Annotated in this window: 16 protein-coding genes; 3 read left to right on the top strand and 13 right to left on the bottom strand. The window is 46.2% G+C overall.

The window, feature by feature from the left end; genetic code table 11:
* Positions 1 to 95: 95 nt before the first annotated feature.
* The gene (locus ACX9NY_RS13250) at positions 96 to 677 is read right to left on the bottom strand and encodes a xanthine phosphoribosyltransferase (RefSeq protein ID WP_124113961.1); all 582 of its coding nucleotides are present in this window, start codon (positions 675 to 677) and stop codon (positions 96 to 98) included.
* A 204-nt stretch (positions 678 to 881) separates the two neighbouring features.
* On the opposite strand from ACX9NY_RS13250, the gene ACX9NY_RS13255 reads away from it, so the two are divergent.
* Positions 882 to 1937, top strand: a complete 1056-nt coding sequence (locus tag ACX9NY_RS13255; RefSeq protein ID WP_339241217.1) for a YkvI family membrane protein — start codon at positions 882 to 884, stop codon at positions 1935 to 1937.
* Positions 1938 to 2069: 132 nt separating this feature from the next.
* On the opposite strand, the gene ACX9NY_RS13260 is transcribed toward ACX9NY_RS13255, so the two are convergent.
* From ACX9NY_RS13260 to ACX9NY_RS13285, 6 genes are all read right to left on the bottom strand, one after another.
* Entirely contained in the window at positions 2070 to 3200 is a 1131-nt protein-coding gene (locus ACX9NY_RS13260) for a glycosyltransferase family 4 protein (protein WP_342572517.1), read from the bottom strand.
* Between the two features lie 409 nt (positions 3201 to 3609).
* Positions 3610 to 4158 (bottom strand): GNAT family N-acetyltransferase, encoded by a 549-nt coding sequence (locus ACX9NY_RS13265; protein WP_339241215.1) that lies wholly within the window; start codon positions 4156 to 4158, stop codon positions 3610 to 3612.
* 105 nt (positions 4159 to 4263) lie between these two features.
* Positions 4264 to 5304, bottom strand: a complete 1041-nt coding sequence (locus ACX9NY_RS13270) for a hypothetical protein (RefSeq protein ID WP_339241214.1) — start codon at positions 5302 to 5304, stop codon at positions 4264 to 4266.
* 97 nt (positions 5305 to 5401) lie between these two features.
* Positions 5402 to 6205 carry a Cof-type HAD-IIB family hydrolase gene (locus ACX9NY_RS13275; protein ID WP_036670159.1) on the bottom strand — a complete coding sequence of 268 codons (804 nt, stop codon included), beginning with the start codon at positions 6203 to 6205 and terminating at the stop codon, positions 5402 to 5404.
* Positions 6206 to 6705: 500 nt separating this feature from the next.
* Complete coding sequence (locus tag ACX9NY_RS13280; RefSeq protein ID WP_472478836.1) at positions 6706 to 7452, bottom strand: pseudouridine synthase; 747 nt, start codon at positions 7450 to 7452, stop codon at positions 6706 to 6708.
* Entirely contained in the window at positions 7449 to 9146 is a 1698-nt protein-coding gene (locus ACX9NY_RS13285; RefSeq protein ID WP_472478838.1) for an RsmB/NOP family class I SAM-dependent RNA methyltransferase, read from the bottom strand. Before ACX9NY_RS13285 ends, ACX9NY_RS13280 begins: the two co-directional genes overlap by 4 nt.
* 221 nt (positions 9147 to 9367) lie before the next feature.
* Between ACX9NY_RS13285 and ACX9NY_RS13290 the strand changes: the two genes are divergently transcribed.
* Positions 9368 to 9916, top strand: coding sequence for a thioredoxin family protein (locus tag ACX9NY_RS13290; RefSeq protein ID WP_472478840.1), 549 nt, complete (start codon positions 9368 to 9370; stop codon positions 9914 to 9916).
* A gap of 217 nt (positions 9917 to 10133) precedes the next feature.
* Here ACX9NY_RS13290 and ACX9NY_RS13295 read toward each other — a convergent pair whose 3' ends face one another.
* From ACX9NY_RS13295 to ACX9NY_RS13305, 3 genes are all read right to left on the bottom strand, one after another.
* Positions 10134 to 10616, bottom strand: a complete 483-nt coding sequence (locus tag ACX9NY_RS13295) for a DUF309 domain-containing protein (RefSeq protein WP_339241206.1) — start codon at positions 10614 to 10616, stop codon at positions 10134 to 10136.
* Entirely contained in the window at positions 10603 to 11418 is an 816-nt protein-coding gene (gene yjbM / locus ACX9NY_RS13300; RefSeq protein ID WP_124113953.1) for a GTP diphosphokinase, read from the bottom strand. Before yjbM ends, ACX9NY_RS13295 begins: the two co-directional genes overlap by 14 nt.
* Positions 11419 to 11552: 134 nt before the next feature.
* Entirely contained in the window at positions 11553 to 12650 is a 1098-nt protein-coding gene (locus ACX9NY_RS13305; protein WP_472478842.1) for a quinone-dependent dihydroorotate dehydrogenase, read from the bottom strand.
* Positions 12651 to 12904: 254 nt separating this feature from the next.
* Between ACX9NY_RS13305 and ACX9NY_RS13310 the strand changes: the two genes are divergently transcribed.
* Positions 12905 to 13042 (top strand): hypothetical protein, encoded by a 138-nt coding sequence (locus ACX9NY_RS13310; RefSeq protein ID WP_339241200.1) that lies wholly within the window; start codon positions 12905 to 12907, stop codon positions 13040 to 13042.
* Between the two features lie 42 nt (positions 13043 to 13084).
* On the opposite strand, the gene ACX9NY_RS13315 is transcribed toward ACX9NY_RS13310, so the two are convergent.
* The 3 genes from ACX9NY_RS13315 to ACX9NY_RS13325 form a co-directional block, all read right to left on the bottom strand.
* Positions 13085 to 14527: a L,D-transpeptidase gene (locus ACX9NY_RS13315; protein WP_472478844.1), complete on the bottom strand. Its 1443-nt coding sequence runs from the start codon at positions 14525 to 14527 to the stop codon at positions 13085 to 13087.
* 215 nt (positions 14528 to 14742) lie between these two features.
* Entirely contained in the window at positions 14743 to 14985 is a 243-nt protein-coding gene (locus tag ACX9NY_RS13320) for a ferredoxin (protein WP_090924741.1), read from the bottom strand.
* A 117-nt stretch (positions 14986 to 15102) separates the two neighbouring features.
* Positions 15103 to 16404 carry a DNA polymerase IV gene (locus ACX9NY_RS13325; protein ID WP_472479291.1) on the bottom strand — a complete coding sequence of 434 codons (1302 nt, stop codon included), beginning with the start codon at positions 16402 to 16404 and terminating at the stop codon, positions 15103 to 15105.
* Positions 16405 to 16900 lie beyond the last annotated feature (496 nt).

The raw sequence follows: 16900 nt of genomic DNA on the forward strand, positions 1-16900 counted from the left end.
TGTTGCCTCCTCTCCCTAACATAACCCCATTATAAATGAAATTAGCGGCCATGCAAAGGCATAGTTCAAAAAATAGGCCCTATTCCTTTAAAATGTCACATTTCGTTATCGTCAAATTGTACCGTCCCATCGTTCAGGGAACGAATGCGTACCAAGGCTTCCACCGGAATCCCCTGTTCACGAATCGTTCGTGCCCCTGCCTGGAAACATTTCTCTACCACAACACCGAATCCGACGAGTTCCGCACCGGAACGCTCAATGATTTTGATGACGCCACGAGCGGCATCTCCATTGGCAATAATATCATCAATGAACAAAATACGGTCATTCTCATGAATGAACTCGCGAGATACCATAATGTCAGTTACAATTCCTTTGGTAAAGGACGGTACGCGTTCACAGTAAGCATCAGGATCAGCTAGAAGTGTTTTTTTGCGACGGGCGAATACAAGTGGCACCCCAAGTTCATAGGCCGCGGCAAACGCAACCGGAATCCCTGAGGATTCTACCGTGATTACACGGGTCACTCCACTTTCACGAAAACGGGCAGCGAATTCACGCCCCATCTCCATCGTTAATGCAGGATCAATCTGGTGGTTCAACAGACCATCCAGCTTCAATACTTGATCCGAGATGACAACACCCTCTTGTAAAATTCGTTGTTTCAATAATTCCATGATTTGACCTCCCAAGCCTATCTTATGAGGTAAAAGTATCATATATCTATCTATAAGTTCAAGCGAAATTGCCTGGACGCTGTCCTTCAGACGCGATTCAAGCCAAAGCTCATGATCGATTGTCATGACTTTCGTGGGTCAAGCATACCTTGTACCATGGTACCCGCATGTCCAAACTATACAGGGTCCTGAGAGGGGAAACACATGAAACAGGCATTTCGGGTGCTGCAGATCGCATTTACATACATCGGAACGGTTGTCGGAGCCGGCTTCGCTACAGGGCAGGAAATTTTGCAGTTTTTTACCCAGTATGGCAAATGGGCCACCGTCACCATAGGCTTATCCACCATGCTCTTTGTCTGGTTAGGTACCAAAATGATGCTGATCGCCCACGATACCGGATCCCGCTCTTATGAGGATCTGAACAAACACTTATTCGGCCACAAGGCGGGCAAATGGATCACTTGGGTGACCCTTCTCATTCTCATTGGCGTGAACAGTGTCATGCTTGCCGGAGCAGGTTCCGTTTTTGTCGAACATCTCGGTTTGCATTATCAGACCGGTCTAATCGTCACACTTGTAGGGACATATCTGCTTCTCGGTCGGGGCATCCAAGCTATTCTTCAAATGAATAGCATTGTCGTGCCTATGATGCTTCTGTTATCTCTGCTCATGATCACAAGTACCATCCATCATCCGGGAGCTTCCCGATTCATCACACTGACGACAGACTCAAATCCTATTCAAGTATGGCTGTCTCCACTGTTGTACACTTCATTTAATCTGGCGTTAGCTCAAGCTGTTCTGGTGCCTGTAGGGAACCAGATTCGTAGTCGGAATGTGCTGAAGTGGGGCGGAGTATTGGGTGGAATTGGCGTAGGTTTCATGCTAATGGCAGCCCATTTTGCCATGTCGGCACAGATGCCCGGCATCATCCAATTCGAAATTCCGATGGGCAGCATTGCCTTTCAACTTGGATGGGCAGTACAATCTGTATATGTATCCCTTATTTTTATGGAAATATTCAGTACGTTTGTTGCGGATATCTATGGCATGACCTTGCAACTCAGACAACATATACGCGTTCATCCCCGTTTCATTACATTAACCATTATGCTCCTCTGTTACTCACTCAGTCAGTTTGGATTCAGTTCTCTGCTATCTATCCTTTACCCTATCTTCGGAAGTATGGCACTGTTCTGGGCAGCCAAATTGGTATTAAACCGCTGGGGTACATTTCGTGGACGCAAAAATATATAAACATGCTTATGTACTTCATGAATATGTGCATACGTTTGCTTCATAACCACAATTCATCACTCATGCGCACACCTTTTGCATGAAAAAAAAGCCGCTGTTTAGCACAGCGGCTCGCACTTTTTGTTCTCTCTTTTAGGTCTTGCTGGGAAACTGTAGATACATCTTCTTCAGCTCATTGACTGATCTGCCGAGCGAGTAATGTGTTTTGGCTTTTTCACATGCTGAACGGGCAAGTTCATAACGATAAGCCGGATCCAGCATCACCTTTTCAAGCGCTTCAGCCAGTGCAGAAGGATCTTCTGCCGGTACAAGCAACCCATTGCTACCATTCTCGATCTGTTCGGGTATTCCACCTACATCCGTACCCACAAGGGCAAGACAACTCAGCGCCGCTTCAGCGAAAACGGAACCAAATGCCTCTGCTCGTGAAGGAAGTACAAAAATATCAAAGAATGGCATGAATTCCTCAGGGTGCAGTGTGTAACCATAGAAAATGGTCTCATTATAGATCCCTAATCGCTGCGCCAATTCTTCCAGATCAGGACGAATCGGTCCATCTCCAATAATATGTAACACATAATCATGACCTCGGCCCTTGAGTTCCGCACAGGCTTTGAAAAGAATATCCAATCCTTTCGCCGGAACAAGCCGACATACCGTCACTAGCTGTGGTATCGCATTATCATGAGGAATCGGCTTAAAGCGCTTCTCATCAAATCCATTGGGAATCACACCGATGACATCAGGTTCCTTCACGTAGGGAGCCAGATAACGACGGAACGAGTCTGACACCGTCAAGAGACGCTCTGCCTGATGTTCCAGTTCACCATATATCGCAAGCAGGAATTGATGCTCCGGTCCGTCCGTTTCAATGCGTCCATTAAGGATTAATTCTCGTTCATAACTGGAGTGAATCGTCTGAATGAGAGGTGTATCCGGGAAGACCGTTTTCATCGCAAGTCCGGCAATGGGATGGTGAGCATGAATCAGATCATAGGGCTTCTGAATACGCAACTTGGTCCACCATAGATAATCACGATAGGTTTGAATATATTTTTGGACAACAGGACTATCCTGATATTCAGTCCAGTCAAACGTTTCGAAATGAACTTCCTCCCTGCCCTTGTTGCGAATCCGCTTCGGCAACGAGAACAGATCCATTTCCCACCTTGGGGTTGTAAATCTCTCTTGCATATACGGAATCATAGAGGATACACCTCCGGGCTGCTCCGGAGGAAAGAAAAGCGCCTGCAGCAATCTCACTGTTAGTTTCCCCCTTTCTAATTACGTTCTTTCCATACATCTTCATTCATGATATACCAGAACATATGTTCAGTAAAGATACAAAATGAGAATCCCTCTCAATTGCCCATCCTATATTGCATGCATATTCATTCATTTGTTTTCTCTGATACGGCTCTGTTATCCATTATGACATAGGACAGCCGGAACATCTATATTACGATAGACACAGCAAAATCTTGCTATTCAAACCACGCGATTTAAGCAGCACTTGATAAGCTTTTGTTATCACTCGTATATACAACATATTCATGAAACATGACGCTCAGAAGCAAAAGCTTTAAACCAAACCAGCAATCAACCACTTGCTGTTGTCATCAATATATATTTGATAATAATTATAATTAAAATCAGAGGACAGTCATCATGCTCAGCTCAGGAGCTCCACCGGCTTCTCATATGTACTGTAACCATCAGTCTCTCCCAAAAAAGTATACCCGTTCCGCGCGTAAAAGGCGTTTAACGTTGCGTTGTCGGCTCCGCAGTCCAAACGAACCGTATGTTTGCCTTCAAAGTGTATGCCGCTGCTGGACCATTCCAATATTGCTCGTCCCAGACCGCTTTGGGCATATTTTCTTCGGATCGCCAGCCGATGCAGATAGATTGCGCCATCCTCGGCGTAAGCTTTTGAACCCCAGAGATGAATATCCCACGGGCTTGGCTGAACCATAAGGATGACCATTCCCGCTACGTCAGCTCCTTTTTTAAATACAAACACATCCCCGCGCCGAATTGCCCCTGCCGTATCATGTGAATCTTCACCTTGAAGCAAAGCGTTCCATTGGGTAGAACCTTGGCCCTGTAACCATTCGGCTGTCTCCACCAACAGCGACATCACATCCTCCGTATCTTCGGGCTTCGCCTGAACCGCTTGAAAACCATCGTTAATATATTCGCTACTGATCCTGAATGAGTGCATATTGTTCTCCTCCGCTTCCTGAGCTCTATTAAACTAATGGTACTATACCGGGAAATGAATTTTTCGTCAAAATGAGAACAAAAAAAGGTAAAAGGCAGTTGCCTTTTACCCATCTATTCTGGCTTCATCAATAATCTGATTTCGATACAACATCGTAAGATGAAGGGTATCAAACTCCATCTCCTTGTCCAACTCCTGCATCAACACTTCGACAAGGCTCTTTCGCTGCACACTGGTTCCAGGAACCTCGTAATCAATGTATCCCGTCAGATCGGATTGAGAGGTGTCTATTGTTGCTGTTCCGACAGGCAACCCACCTCGTTCCTGAAGAAATAGCTCATACACCCGGAACTCCCGGTCCTTACGTTTCAGCATGACATAACATGCTTCTTCAGCAGCTTCCAGCTCATCCTGATCGGATTCATCCAGATCCTCAAATTCCTCGGAGAAATCGCGATGTATCCACTCTAACGTCTCGAGTTCATTCCCCTGATGCCACATGCGGATCGTAATCGTATCGATGATGTCCTCATCCAGCTCTCTGACCAGCAACTCTGCTGCGGCTTCCAATTGGTTCTCTTCCGGCTCGTCATACCAGTGTATTTCACCTTGGACATCAGCGCCATATTGTTTTAGAGAAGCTTCTGCAAGCTCCTGTCCTTCGACATCATTGAATATATAGGTGGATATGCTGCGTCCTGCGCTTACCATTTCCATCTCCAGAACCTGATCCCGATCTTCATATGTAAACGATTCGGCTTGTGAAACAGGAATTACCTTACTTTCACTGCTGTCTATATCGTCATAGCTGCCATCGTGATGATTCATATCCTCAGACGGCCACATCGTATCTGACTCAGGCTTATGCAGAACTGAGTGCAATGAGCCGCAACTAACCAGCACTTCATAATATGCAGCTTCCAACGCATCTGCAAGAGATCGGACATAGGTATGCACTTTATCCACAATAAGTTGCTCTGTGTCATCTGGCAGAGACTCCTGCTCGATCTGAAGACTGCCTGATAAACGGTCTCCTTCTCTGTACACGAGAAAAAGTGAGCCTGCATATTGACCATTGATCATCACGTCCTGCACTTCTCCACCTGATGTCCGCAGGTCTGCAACCAATTCCACATCATATTTCATCACGTGTCCTCCTCAATTCCTAACGTTATTCTCTTAGGATGCCCCTGAGGACGGTAGATTATGAGGAAAGCGTGCATTTTACGTATAAGATGCAGGATTAAACCGATAAGACATATTTTTGGATTGCGTGTGCTACTCCCTGCTCGTTATTAGAGAGGGTCACCTCGTCCGCGGCAGCTTTCACCTCGTCAGGTGAGTTATCCATGGCAATGCCTTTGCCCGCAAAAGTCAGCATCGTAATATCGTTGAAGTAGTTGCCAATCGCCATGATCTCCGAAGGCATGATTCCTTTGGATTCGGCAAGCCTTTTAAGCGCAGCACCTTTGGACGCTTCGGGATGCATCAGGTCAATAAAAAAATCACCACTCCGTGTCATATAATAAGGCAGATTCCAGGTAGACCACTCCTGAAGTACGGCATCCATCTGTTCAATCGGTCCAAATGCAGTGAACTTGGCCAGCGGTTCTGTCATGTCAACCCACTTGGGTAACTTCAGTGGCTCTGCCATAAAGTTGTAATACATCTCACGCACCTGCAATCCCAGACCTTCTGGTTGATCCACATACAGACCAAATGCCGTATTGATGTCAAAATGTACTCCATTGGTTCGACAGTAGGATATGATCGGCTCCAGTCCTTGTCCATCCAATGCAAAATGATGAACCACCTCACGAGTATCCACTTGCGCCGTTACAGCGCCATTATGTGTAATCACATATCCATCCAGTCCCATCTGCTCCATGAAAGGAATCGTATTGGCAGGACCTCTACCTGAACAAAGAACGATCTCTGCTCCCTGACGGGAAGCTTGGATCAAGGTCTCCTGAGTCCATTCGGTTAGTTCATGATGGTCATTCAGCAGTGTTCCATCTACATCTAGTGCAATTAGTTTATACGTCATTCTGGCTTCATTCCTCATCTATTAAGTAGTCGCACCCACCCAAACCCTCCCTTCCGAGGGAGGGCCCCAGAGAGCTCTGCCCTCTGGACTCCCGTCTTGCTCATCGGTGGTAGGTCGGGTCTTGCTATGTAACGGTTGGCGTAGGAACGCTTGTTGCCGGGAACACCGCTTTTCAGCGGCGATCCCACCCAAGCTTAACCGGGACCATTTCGGGCAGGGCTTCGCTTTCTGCCCGGCTCCCTGCTCCGCTTCGCGCAGGATAGGAGCTTTCTCGCCTTCGGCGGTCGTATCGGGGCTTCGCTTCCCTCCACAACTCCCTGCTCCGCTTCGTGAAGAGCGGGAGCTTTCTCGCCTTCGGCGGTCGTATCAGGGCTTCGCTTCCTTCCACAACTCCCTGCTTCACTTCAATGAAGAACGGGAGCTTTCTCGCCTTCGGCGGTCGTATCGGGGCTTCGCCTCCCTCCACAACTCCCTGCTCCGCTTCGCGCAGGACGGGAGCTTTACTTCCGCAGAAGGTTCAACTCATCTGCGGTTAGTTCACGATAGCTTCCGATAGCAAGATCGGAAGCTAATTCAAGCTCACCCATGGCAACGCGTTTCAGATAGATCACTCGCTTGCCTACCGCCTGAAACATACGTTTCACCTGATGAAATTTCCCCTCGTGAATAATAAGCGAGATCGACGAGATCGTGCCTTCTTCCGTCTCTTCATGACCAAGTATAGTTAGCTCAGCAGGCAACGTCTCGTATCCGTCATCCAATTGAATGCCCGCTTTGAAACGTTGCACATCCGCATCATCCACATTTCCCAATACACGGGCTTCGTAGGTTTTGGGCACATGCTTGCGTGGAGATAACAGATCATGGGCAAGTGGACCATCATTCGTGAGAATGAGCAGTCCCTCCGTATCCTTATCCAATCGTCCCACAGGAAAGGGATTGAACACCCGATCCTCTTTCCGCAGCAGATCCAGCACCGTCTTATCTCTGTTGTCTTCCGTAGCAGACACAACACCCGGAGGTTTATGCAGCATCAGATAGATCATCTCCCGGTACACAATCCGCTCTCCGTCAGCTTCAATGACGTTAACCTCGGGATTCACCTGTACACCACTATCTTTTACCGCTTTGCCGTCCACATGGATTCTGCCTTGCTTCACCATCTTTTTGAGTTCACTTCGTGTTCCCACACCCATATGACTTAACACTTTGTCCAGACGCAACGTTTGTTTGCCTTTTCCACTCATACCGATGTCCACCTCCAGCCTGCCGGATATTCATTCTTCAATACACCATCCAGCCATTTTCCCCAGCCAGCGGCATAACCATCTACACACACAAGAACATACCCTTTGGCGACTGTATCCGCCTTGAGCACCACTCGTTCTTCTTCGATATTCAACGTTTCACCCTTGAGGTACCTCACGGCTTCGCCATTAGCCGATGACAGATTCACGCTTCGCCGTGCCTCAGATGCATTCAGAGCACACGCAAGCGGGTGGGAAGGAACAAATCGGCCATTCTTGATTGTGCCCATAAACCAGCCTGGGCGAATGACTTTCAGTCCCTCCAACCTTGCTGCACCTACCGATGATTGATACACACGATCTCCGTAACATACCGTTTCTCCAGTTAGATCCATCTCCAATTGTTCTTTCATAAACGAAGTATAGATCGCAATCGGGTCCATACTTGCCGGATCAGCTCCGCGTCCCTGACCCCGTTCCGATTTACGTCCACTGTAATCTTTACCTTTTTTGCTCGATCTACTCGTATTCTTGCCTCCACCAGCTTGTCTGTCATGGGACTCTCTGGATTCGATTCGCAGCAAACGTTCCTTTTTACGATCAGCCTTGGTCATAGCAATTGAAGAAGCAGCAATAGAGTGATCCTGGTTCCCCTCTACTTCAATCCTGGACACATCCTCGACCTGTCCATACTCCATTGCTCCTTCTTGAACTACTCCTGGTTGATCTGTTTCGAGTCCTTGCTCTGCACGATGCTGTAATACAGCGACATAATGTCCTTCCCCTTCCAAAAGGTGAGGCCACAATCTTGCGGTACCACGCGTTTGATCCAGCACTTCTTTTGTATCATCAGCCTTCTCAGGCATCATCTGACGCACCCATTCCGGACGCCCTGGAGCAAATCCTGTCTCTTCAGGAATGTCCTTTACAACAAAATCACGGTTTAGATTCAGAAACTCCGCAATCATCGCTTCATTTTCCTCCGGCGCAAAGGTACATGTCGAATATACAATTGTCCCTCCTGGAGCCAGTAATCGTGCGGCAGTCTCCAAAATATCCCGCTGCATGAGTACACATTTTTCCACCGAATGATGTTCCCACGATTTCACCATGTCTTCATCCTTGCGGAACATACCTTCACCTGAACAAGGCGCATCAATTAATACTTTGTCAAAATAATGAGGAAATGCATTCGCGATCCGCTCGGGCGACTCATTCAAAACAACGGCGTTCCGCACCCCGAACAATTCCACGTTCTTGGCCAGCGCTTTGGTGCGTTCAGCATGGATATCGTTCGTGACAAGCACACCCTTGCCTTGCAGCTTCGCAGCAATCTGTGTTGTTTTCCCTCCTGGGGCAGCACAGAGATCAAGCACACGATCACCAGGCTTCACCTGCAATAATTCAACTGGAGCCATTGCACTTGGTTCCTGTATATAATACAGACCAGCATGATAATAAGGGTGCAGCCCCGGTTTAACACCATGAGGTACATAGAATCCTGTCTCACACCAAGGAATAGGTCTTAGATCAAACGGAGCAATCTCATCGAACTGTTCCATCGATATTTTCAGCGTATTAACTCTCAGTCCCGCATGAGGAGACTGTTCATAAGATTTCATAAATTGTTCAAACTCATCACCCAGCAAACTTTTCATTCGCTCAGCAAATATCAAAGGTAACTTTACACCCATATTCCCACTCATCCTGTCTTGGTAAGATTGCAATATCGTTTTATTTTATCATATCCAAGCTTTGCTTTCCTATCATATCGTATCTATTCCACTACAGCGTGTAATGTAGTATAATGGCAAGTAGATTGATTCCTGAGCAAAAATCCGGGTGTTTATGCATATTATCCCAACCTATATTTTTGCCCAAACTATATTTCGATATGATCGATGGGGGATGTCCGATGAAATCCAAGAAGAAAAAGAAAAGTGCTGCGATCCTTATTTTCCTGGGTATTTTAGTCGTTATGATTGCTGCATTGGTTGTTGTAGACCAACAATCCAAGAAACAGATGGATTCAGTAGAAAATGCTTATGGCATCGCTGCTTCCAAGCTTAATCCAGCGACACGGGAGCTACTTAGCGATCCCAATTACCAACAAATCATTCTTCCCGCGGATCTCAAAGCCAAGATTGATAACAAAGACAGCTTCTTTGTTTATTTCTTCGCTTCCGACTGCTCGCACTGCCGTGCCACAACACCTCAGTTGATGCCACTGGTTGACAGTGAAGGTATTAAGCTTCCGCAGTTCAATCTGCGCGAATTCGAAGCAGGATGGACCGATTACAACATCGAGTTCACGCCTACACTCGTCTATTATGAAGCTGGTGTCGAGAAAGACCGTATGGTTGGCGGCCTGCAAGAGAATGGCAGTGATCAAGGCTACACGTTAGACGATTACAAACAATTTTTCGAAAAATATAAAGGCAATGCCACTCCTTCGGCAAGCTAACGGATAGATCAACTTCATAATTAAGCACAGTTAAGGTCCTAACACACCAGACACTGATCTGTTGAAGGACAGGCTGTGCCACCTGCAATTATCTGAATATGATGCAACATTCAAAAACACCCCGATTGTTCCCTTCACAGGAATAATCGGGGTGTTTCATAACCATGGAATTTCAAATCCATGAGATGCTCGTATGAATGCTAACGCTGATTACAACTCAACTTTCACCCTGCTTCATCGCCTTCATCTTCTCTTCGTATATACGCCCTCTGGTAGGACTCCGGCGTTGCGGAATATTAGGTTTTAGCTCAAGTGATCTTCTAGAAATCTCCTGTTCCAAGACCTCATCAACAATTCGTATGGACAAATCCCTGTAAGACACAGACTGATCATCTGATTGGGACAGTTCCTTCACGATTTCCTGTACATCCCGTACCAAAGCCCCAAGGTCAATGCCCAGAATCGTATCAGGATAAGGTTCCAGAAGGTCAAGTGAACTCTGTAACATCATCGTTCCTCCGCGGAGATTGCCATTCCTGAAGTGGTATAAACCAACCGCAATCTGCAACAATCCTTTATAGAGAGAATCCCGGTTCCGTTCAAGCCACAATTCTTCCAGCACTTCATGGCACTCGAAATAATCCTGATCCCGATTGAAGTAGATTAAGTAATCAATGTACAGTGGCTCATAGATGCTCATCCGGGTTTTCGCCCTTTCTGGCGTTGTTCAGAAGTGTTTTCACGTCATCCAGCAAGTCTTTGAGCCCTTCCATATCATGTCGTTCCCAGTAATCGTTAAAACGCTTCTGTGCTTCAATCGCTTCACTGACAAGGTGGTAGAAGTATAATTGATGAATGATATTCAATGTTCTTGACACAATATTGGAATCATCCTCAAATGCCTTCTGTGCCTCCAAAATCTGTAGACGAATGGCAGACATCTCATTATCCAGTACAAAAGCGGCCTCCGCTGTTTTTTTCAACCTGGCTCGCATATCATCCGGTAAACTCTCCCGAAATTTGTAACTCAGAGAATGTTCAATGGTAGCCCAGAAATTCATGGCAAGTGTACGGATCTGAATCTCGGCCAATACGATCTTTTGTCCCAGAGCCGTCTGAACGGGATACTCAATAATCATATGGAAGCTGCGATAGCCACTCTCTTTGAAATTCGTAATATAATCTTTCTCAATGAGCACCGTGAGATCCTTGCGGCCTCGAATGTATTCGGCAACCCGACGGATATCATCTACGAATTGGCACATGATACGGATACCTGCAATATCCTCAATGCCTGTCTCCACGTCATCAAGCGACACATTCAGTCGTCTGGATTTCTCCAGAATACTGGATATTTTTTTGACACGACCGGTAACGAATTCAATCGGGGCATACTCTTCCCGTTTTTTCAGCTCCGCCCGCATTGTCTTAAACTTGACTTTTAATTCCTCTACCGCTTGTTCATAAGGAAGTAAAAATGTACCCCAGTCTCTACCGTCCATGCTTATGCCTCCTGTCTCTATAGCGTCCCCTGTTCTATTCCATTATACATGATGTTTGGTGGGGGGAAGAGTCCCGAACCATATTACGCTCTTCCATGCTTCTATATTTTCATACCGGGGAATCACAATCCTTCTTAACGATGCTCTGCACCAACCGCTTCAGAGATATGACGATAACCATCCTTGCGCAGTAACTCACGCAGTCCGGCATGAATGCGCCGATTCACCTCAGGTCCTTCATAGATCAATGCGGTATATATTTCGACCAGGCTTGCTCCGGCTTTAATCTTCTCGTATGCATCCTCACTTGTGAAAATGCCACCTGAACCGATGATAGGAAGTTTGCCTTCGGTCTGACGATAGATCTGGCGAATAATCTCCGTTGAACGTTCACGCAGAGGTTTACCGCTCAGACCACCCGTTTCCTTCGCATGTTGGTGAGAAAGTCCTGTACGACTGATGGTTGTGTTCGTTGCAATGATGCCAGCAACACCACTGTCTGCAATCGTGCGAACCATGTATTCAAGTTCCTGATCATTCACATCCGGTGCAATCTTCACCAGAACGGATTTGGTCGCTCCGCCTGCTCGCGAATGCTGCGCATTCATCTCGTTCATAACCGCAGCGAGCAGTTCCTTCAATTCATTCCCATGTTGCAGATTACGCAAATCCGGTGTATTTGGTGAACTGATATTCACCACGAACAGATCAGCATAATCGTATAGTGCCTGTATGCACTTGGAATAGTCCAGGTGAGCTTCCTCATTAGACGTTGCCTTATTTTTGCCGATGTTAACAGCCACTGGAATACGCCGATCCTGTAGACGTGCCAACTCACCTGCCATGGCTTCCGCACCAAGATTGTTGAAGCCCATTCGGTTCACCAAAGCCTCATCTGGCGGCAAACGGAACAGCCGTGGTTGGTCGTTACCTGGTTGTGCAAGTGGTGTCACGGTTCCCACTTCCATGAATCCAAATCCGATGGAAGAAAAGCCCGTTACGGCCTGTCCGTTTTTGTCCAGACCCGCCGCCAGACCAACAGGTGTAGGGAAATGACACCCAAACATGTCAACAGCCAGATCAGACGTTTCACGAACGCCGTACATCACTCGCAGTCCGGAAGGAACCGGACGGATGCTACCCACGCCACTAAGGCCGCCAATAATCAGATGATGGGCCTGTTCAGGGTCCATTTTGAACAACAAAGGTTTAGCAAGACTTCTGTATAACAAATCACTCACTCCGTTCTGGTCCGGTACGCCAATAAGCCGTTTTCCGCCTTTTCATATGTAAAAAAACACTCTACACACAAGTCTATCTGTTTCTTATTAAAAAGGAAAGTAGTTTACGCATAGACACCACAAATCGAATCATGCAAAATGCTCACAAGAAATCCACCCGTCCACTGGTAATGACGAGTTGAATTCTTTACAATGAGAGCATGGTTACTCTACACCAGTTCTATTCCAATAAGGAGGAATAACTCATGGCTCCCAAACGTAAACCACCTGCATTACAGCAAAAGAAAGAAGAAGTGAATCGCAAAGCCATTGCATGGACTGCAGCATGTGTAGGCGGCTTGATCATCATTATTGGTGCTCTTATCATTATTGCCAATATGTAGATGATTCAGGCTAAACCCGTCTGATTCTACATATCCAACAGATCAATTCAGCCAATGATACGTTTTGTTCGGGTTATCTTGCTTTGGAACAAGCGTATGCTGATAACGCTGCTTTGCTTCTGGAACAAGTGTCAGATCTGGCAGTAGATCTTCTCCAATGCGTACCGGAGTACCTTGCGGAGCAAGAGCAAACAACTCTTCTACATCTCCTGTACGCATTCTCACACATCCAAGGGACTCATCCAGTCCGATACTGTCTGGCTCGTTGGTCCCATGGATAGCATAATTCGTGTTGGAGAGCTGCATCCCCCTGCTACCAAACTCACCATTCGAACGTCCATTCGGATTCACCACTTTATCCGTAATGACATATGAACCTTCCGGTGTTCGATCACCCCCAAGTCCCACATCATACATCCGAACAATCGTATCCCCACTGATTAATGCAAGTTTATGTATATCCTTATCAATGACAATCTCAAGCGGTTCCTGCAAAAAAGGTTTTCCTCCCAGCGTATCCGCAAAAGCGGCATTCTGTCCTTGAGACGAATTCGAAGTCGTCGAACTGTTATCTGCTCCACCGGCTTCACTCTTTCCTTGCTGTGCCTTTCCTTGATGCAAGGCAAGCAGCTTCGGAAACATCTCGGTCATGCCTGGCGCGGTCTCTCCGAGGATATTATTTGGAAATGGCTGAGCCATTTGCGTTACACTCTTGGGCCAAGCGTCATTTTTTTTGCGATAAGCAACAATTGCACTTGATAATGATGCAGCGGCTTCCTGCTTCGCGGTCCACGCCATAGCCATCTTTTTGATCTTCGGCGTGACTTCTGGAGGTTCACAGTTACACTGCTTGGCATCATAACTCTGTGCAGTTAGTTTCCCGCTTGTATTCGTCTGCACAATGTATTTCACAGGCATATTTCGCTTCCACAAAGACCAATCCTCCGAGGTTTGCATTCCCAATACAGCCGAAGTCTCTACTTTTGGTCCAGATCCGGACCATGCAGCTGCGAGCGCAGCCTCACCATGATTGCCCCCGCCAAACGCCGCAGCGGTGAACACATTACTTGGTGGCGTGGCTGTACTTACAGCCTGTTTATCCGCCTCTACAGGCTCTGCGATGTCATCTGTGGATTCCAGTGCCGCCGATAGTGCGTCTGCCGCTTCACGACTGAAACCTGGAGCGTCCGCAGGTGGCAGACCTGCCAGTACAAGCAACATGAATAACGTAAGCCACATTTTGCGTCTACGTTGTTTTTTCTCCTTTTGCTCGGACATCTCCACCAGTTTCTCCTGATAGTCTACCCAGATGTCGGCAGGAGCTTTACTGCGCTCAAATGCCTCGTAGACCTCGCCCGCTTGCTGAAAGCAATAGTTGGCTTTGGCCTCCTGTCCTTCGCCCAAGTACTCCTTTCCAAGCAAATACCAGGCCATTTTATTGTCTGGATGTTTCTTGACATATGTTCTTAGATGAGTATTTTGCATCCGATCCTCCACTATTTCGCCTTTTTCCGTATATCCTTATATATCGGCATAAACAGTCGTTCAATCCATAGGACTTGAGTACCCGGTGGGAAAAAGGCATTTCGACAATGTTCGTCCTTGATCCATGGATCAGATAAATACAGATAGACGAAAACAAAAAAAGCACCTTCCCTTGTCGTAAGACAACAGAAAGTGCTCTGTGAGCATGTAAGAAATTAGCCCTCTTTATTGAAAGGCTCGTCCGCTACTTTGATTGAATCTGTAGGGCAGCCGTCGCATGCATCCTGCATATCGTCAAACAAGTCGTCTGGAATCGCTTTGATCCCTTTGTTAGCGTCGCCGTCAAAGATAACTTCTGCCAAACCTTCATCATCGTAATCGTAGATGTCTGGAGCCGTTGCTCCGCAAGCGCCACAAGCGATGCATGTGTCTTTTTCAACCCAAGTATATTTACTCATTTACATTCTCTCCTCCTATAATTCGAAACGTACAGTGTTTTTATCTAGAAACATATTAAACCAAAGTAAGAATAATTACAAATCATTTTGCAACCATAAGTCTCTATTATCCCCTATTTAATCAAGACTTTGCAAGTTATCTTTTTGCAGTGAAGTCCCCCGCACTTTATGATTACGAAGCAGTACGGAAGGATCGTCTCCAAGCATGCCTGCAGTCACAACAGCATTCTCACCAAATTTATCACGTAACTGATCCATAATCCGAATCAGATTGTCCTTTTTGGGCTTCTGCTCATATTCGAACAAGTCCATCTGCACAGCGGATTCCTCTCTTGGAATCAGGTTTTGAAGTGTCACACCCAGCATACGTACAGGCTTGCCATTTCCCCAGTGCTTCTCAAATAATTGACATGCCTCACGGTAAATGACCGCTGCATCCTCCGTAGGAACTTCCATTAGACGTGATCGGGTGATCGTCTTCATATCGGGTGTCCGGATCGTAATCTGAATACCCTGGCTGAACATTTCGTGCTTGCGCAATCTTCTGGCGACCTGGTCACTTATATTGAGGAATACCCGATGAATCTCATTCATATCCGATACATCCGCCGGCAGAGTTGTCGTATGCCCAATGGACTTATTGGCTTCCCGTTCTGCGTGAACCGCGGAATGGTTAATGCCATTTGCAGAGTTTTTGAGCCAGGCTCCATTGACTCCAAATAGTTCGGTCAACATGTTCTCATCCGACTTGGCCAATTGACCAATGGTTTCAATGCCTATTTTTTTCAACTTTTCAGCCGTTTTTTTGCCAATGCCAAACATTTCGTTACATGGCCTGTGCCAAAGAATCCGGGGTACGTCCCTCATGCGCAAAATGGAGATACCGTTCGGTTTTTTCAGATCCGAAGCCATTTTCGCCAATAATTTGTTGGGTGCAATACCAATGGAACAAGGCAGTCCCAATTCATCCTTGATTCTACGCTGAATGCTCTCCGCAATCTCCATTGGATTCCCGAATTGTCTTGAGCCTGTAATATCAAGATAACACTCATCAATGGATGTTGCCTCAAGTTGAGGCGTATAACTATATGCAATCTGCATGAACGCTCTTGAATATTGACGGTATAGATGAAAATCGGGACGAATCACAATGAGGTCAGGGCACTTTTTCATGGCTTGGTGTACAACCATACCTGTTGAGATCCCTCGGTTACGAGCGGTATATGAGCAGGTTACAATTACACCCTTGCGCAGTTCACTACTTCCCGCAACGGCCGTTGCTTTTCCTCTATATAGATCCGGTTCTTCCGCTTCATGTACAGAGCAGTAGAAAGCATTCATATCCACATGCAGTATCACCCGTCCGGCTGTAGGGTAATATTGATCCACATTCGCTGGAGGATTGCCGTCTGAAGACATCATGACCCCCGCCCTTTCATGCACACTAATTAATGAAACGAATTTCTTTCTTCTATAGTATATCAAACCCGTTATGTAAATTCAGTCGCGGGCTTTTATTTTCTCCGAGATCTGATCAGAGATCGAATAACCAACCAGCCTACACTCACAAAAAGAATCAACGTGATCAGGGCAATAATCGTATTTTCCCATACAAAAGTCAAAATCAACCCTCCTTTTTTTCCACATATTCCTATTAAAACTCAATAATAAATTATAACATACATACGAATTATGATTAACATCCTTCTTTTAGCTCTAAAATCCATTAATTATTACATGAAACTGTGATTTCGATGTAGCATTTGGCTATAATGGTGCTATAATAATTAATTATACAAATTGACAACTTTAGGACAAATCAACGCATCCAGTTTAACACAGTGTAGCGTTGCCGAATTGAAGGATTTGTCCATTACCGTACTTAACTGCTTTTCCCAACTTACAATCCAAACTT

The sequence above is a fragment of the Paenibacillus sp. CB74 genome (genome assembly GCF_055687625.1).

What these genes read in the sequence shown, in the direction of transcription:
- ACX9NY_RS13275 (WP_036670159.1), bottom strand. Translation starts at nt 6,205, where the DNA reads ATGACGTATAAACTAATTGCACTAGATGTAGATGGAACACTGCTGAAT.
- ACX9NY_RS13315 (WP_472478844.1), bottom strand. Translation starts at nt 14,527, where the DNA reads ATGCAAAATACTCATCTAAGAACATATGTCAAGAAACATCCAGACAAT.
- ACX9NY_RS13280 (WP_472478836.1), bottom strand. Translation starts at nt 7,452, where the DNA reads ATGAGTGGAAAAGGCAAACAAACGTTGCGTCTGGACAAAGTGTTAAGT.
- ACX9NY_RS13285 (WP_472478838.1), bottom strand. Translation starts at nt 9,146, where the DNA reads ATGGGTGTAAAGTTACCTTTGATATTTGCTGAGCGAATGAAAAGTTTG.
- ACX9NY_RS13310 (WP_339241200.1), top strand. Translation starts at nt 12,905, where the DNA reads ATGGCTCCCAAACGTAAACCACCTGCATTACAGCAAAAGAAAGAAGAA.
- ACX9NY_RS13270 (WP_339241214.1), bottom strand. Translation starts at nt 5,304, where the DNA reads ATGAAATATGATGTGGAATTGGTTGCAGACCTGCGGACATCAGGTGGA.
- ACX9NY_RS13320 (WP_090924741.1), bottom strand. Translation starts at nt 14,985, where the DNA reads ATGAGTAAATATACTTGGGTTGAAAAAGACACATGCATCGCTTGTGGC.
- ACX9NY_RS13325 (WP_472479291.1), bottom strand. Translation starts at nt 16,404, where the DNA reads ATGTCTTCAGACGGCAATCCTCCAGCGAATGTGGATCAATATTACCCT.
- ACX9NY_RS13295 (WP_339241206.1), bottom strand. Translation starts at nt 10,616, where the DNA reads ATGAGCATCTATGAGCCACTGTACATTGATTACTTAATCTACTTCAAT.
- ACX9NY_RS13250 (WP_124113961.1), bottom strand. Translation starts at nt 677, where the DNA reads ATGGAATTATTGAAACAACGAATTTTACAAGAGGGTGTTGTCATCTCG.
- ACX9NY_RS13265 (WP_339241215.1), bottom strand. Translation starts at nt 4,158, where the DNA reads ATGCACTCATTCAGGATCAGTAGCGAATATATTAACGATGGTTTTCAA.
- ACX9NY_RS13255 (WP_339241217.1), top strand. Translation starts at nt 882, where the DNA reads ATGAAACAGGCATTTCGGGTGCTGCAGATCGCATTTACATACATCGGA.
- ACX9NY_RS13290 (WP_472478840.1), top strand. Translation starts at nt 9,368, where the DNA reads ATGAAATCCAAGAAGAAAAAGAAAAGTGCTGCGATCCTTATTTTCCTG.
- yjbM (WP_124113953.1), bottom strand. Translation starts at nt 11,418, where the DNA reads ATGGACGGTAGAGACTGGGGTACATTTTTACTTCCTTATGAACAAGCG.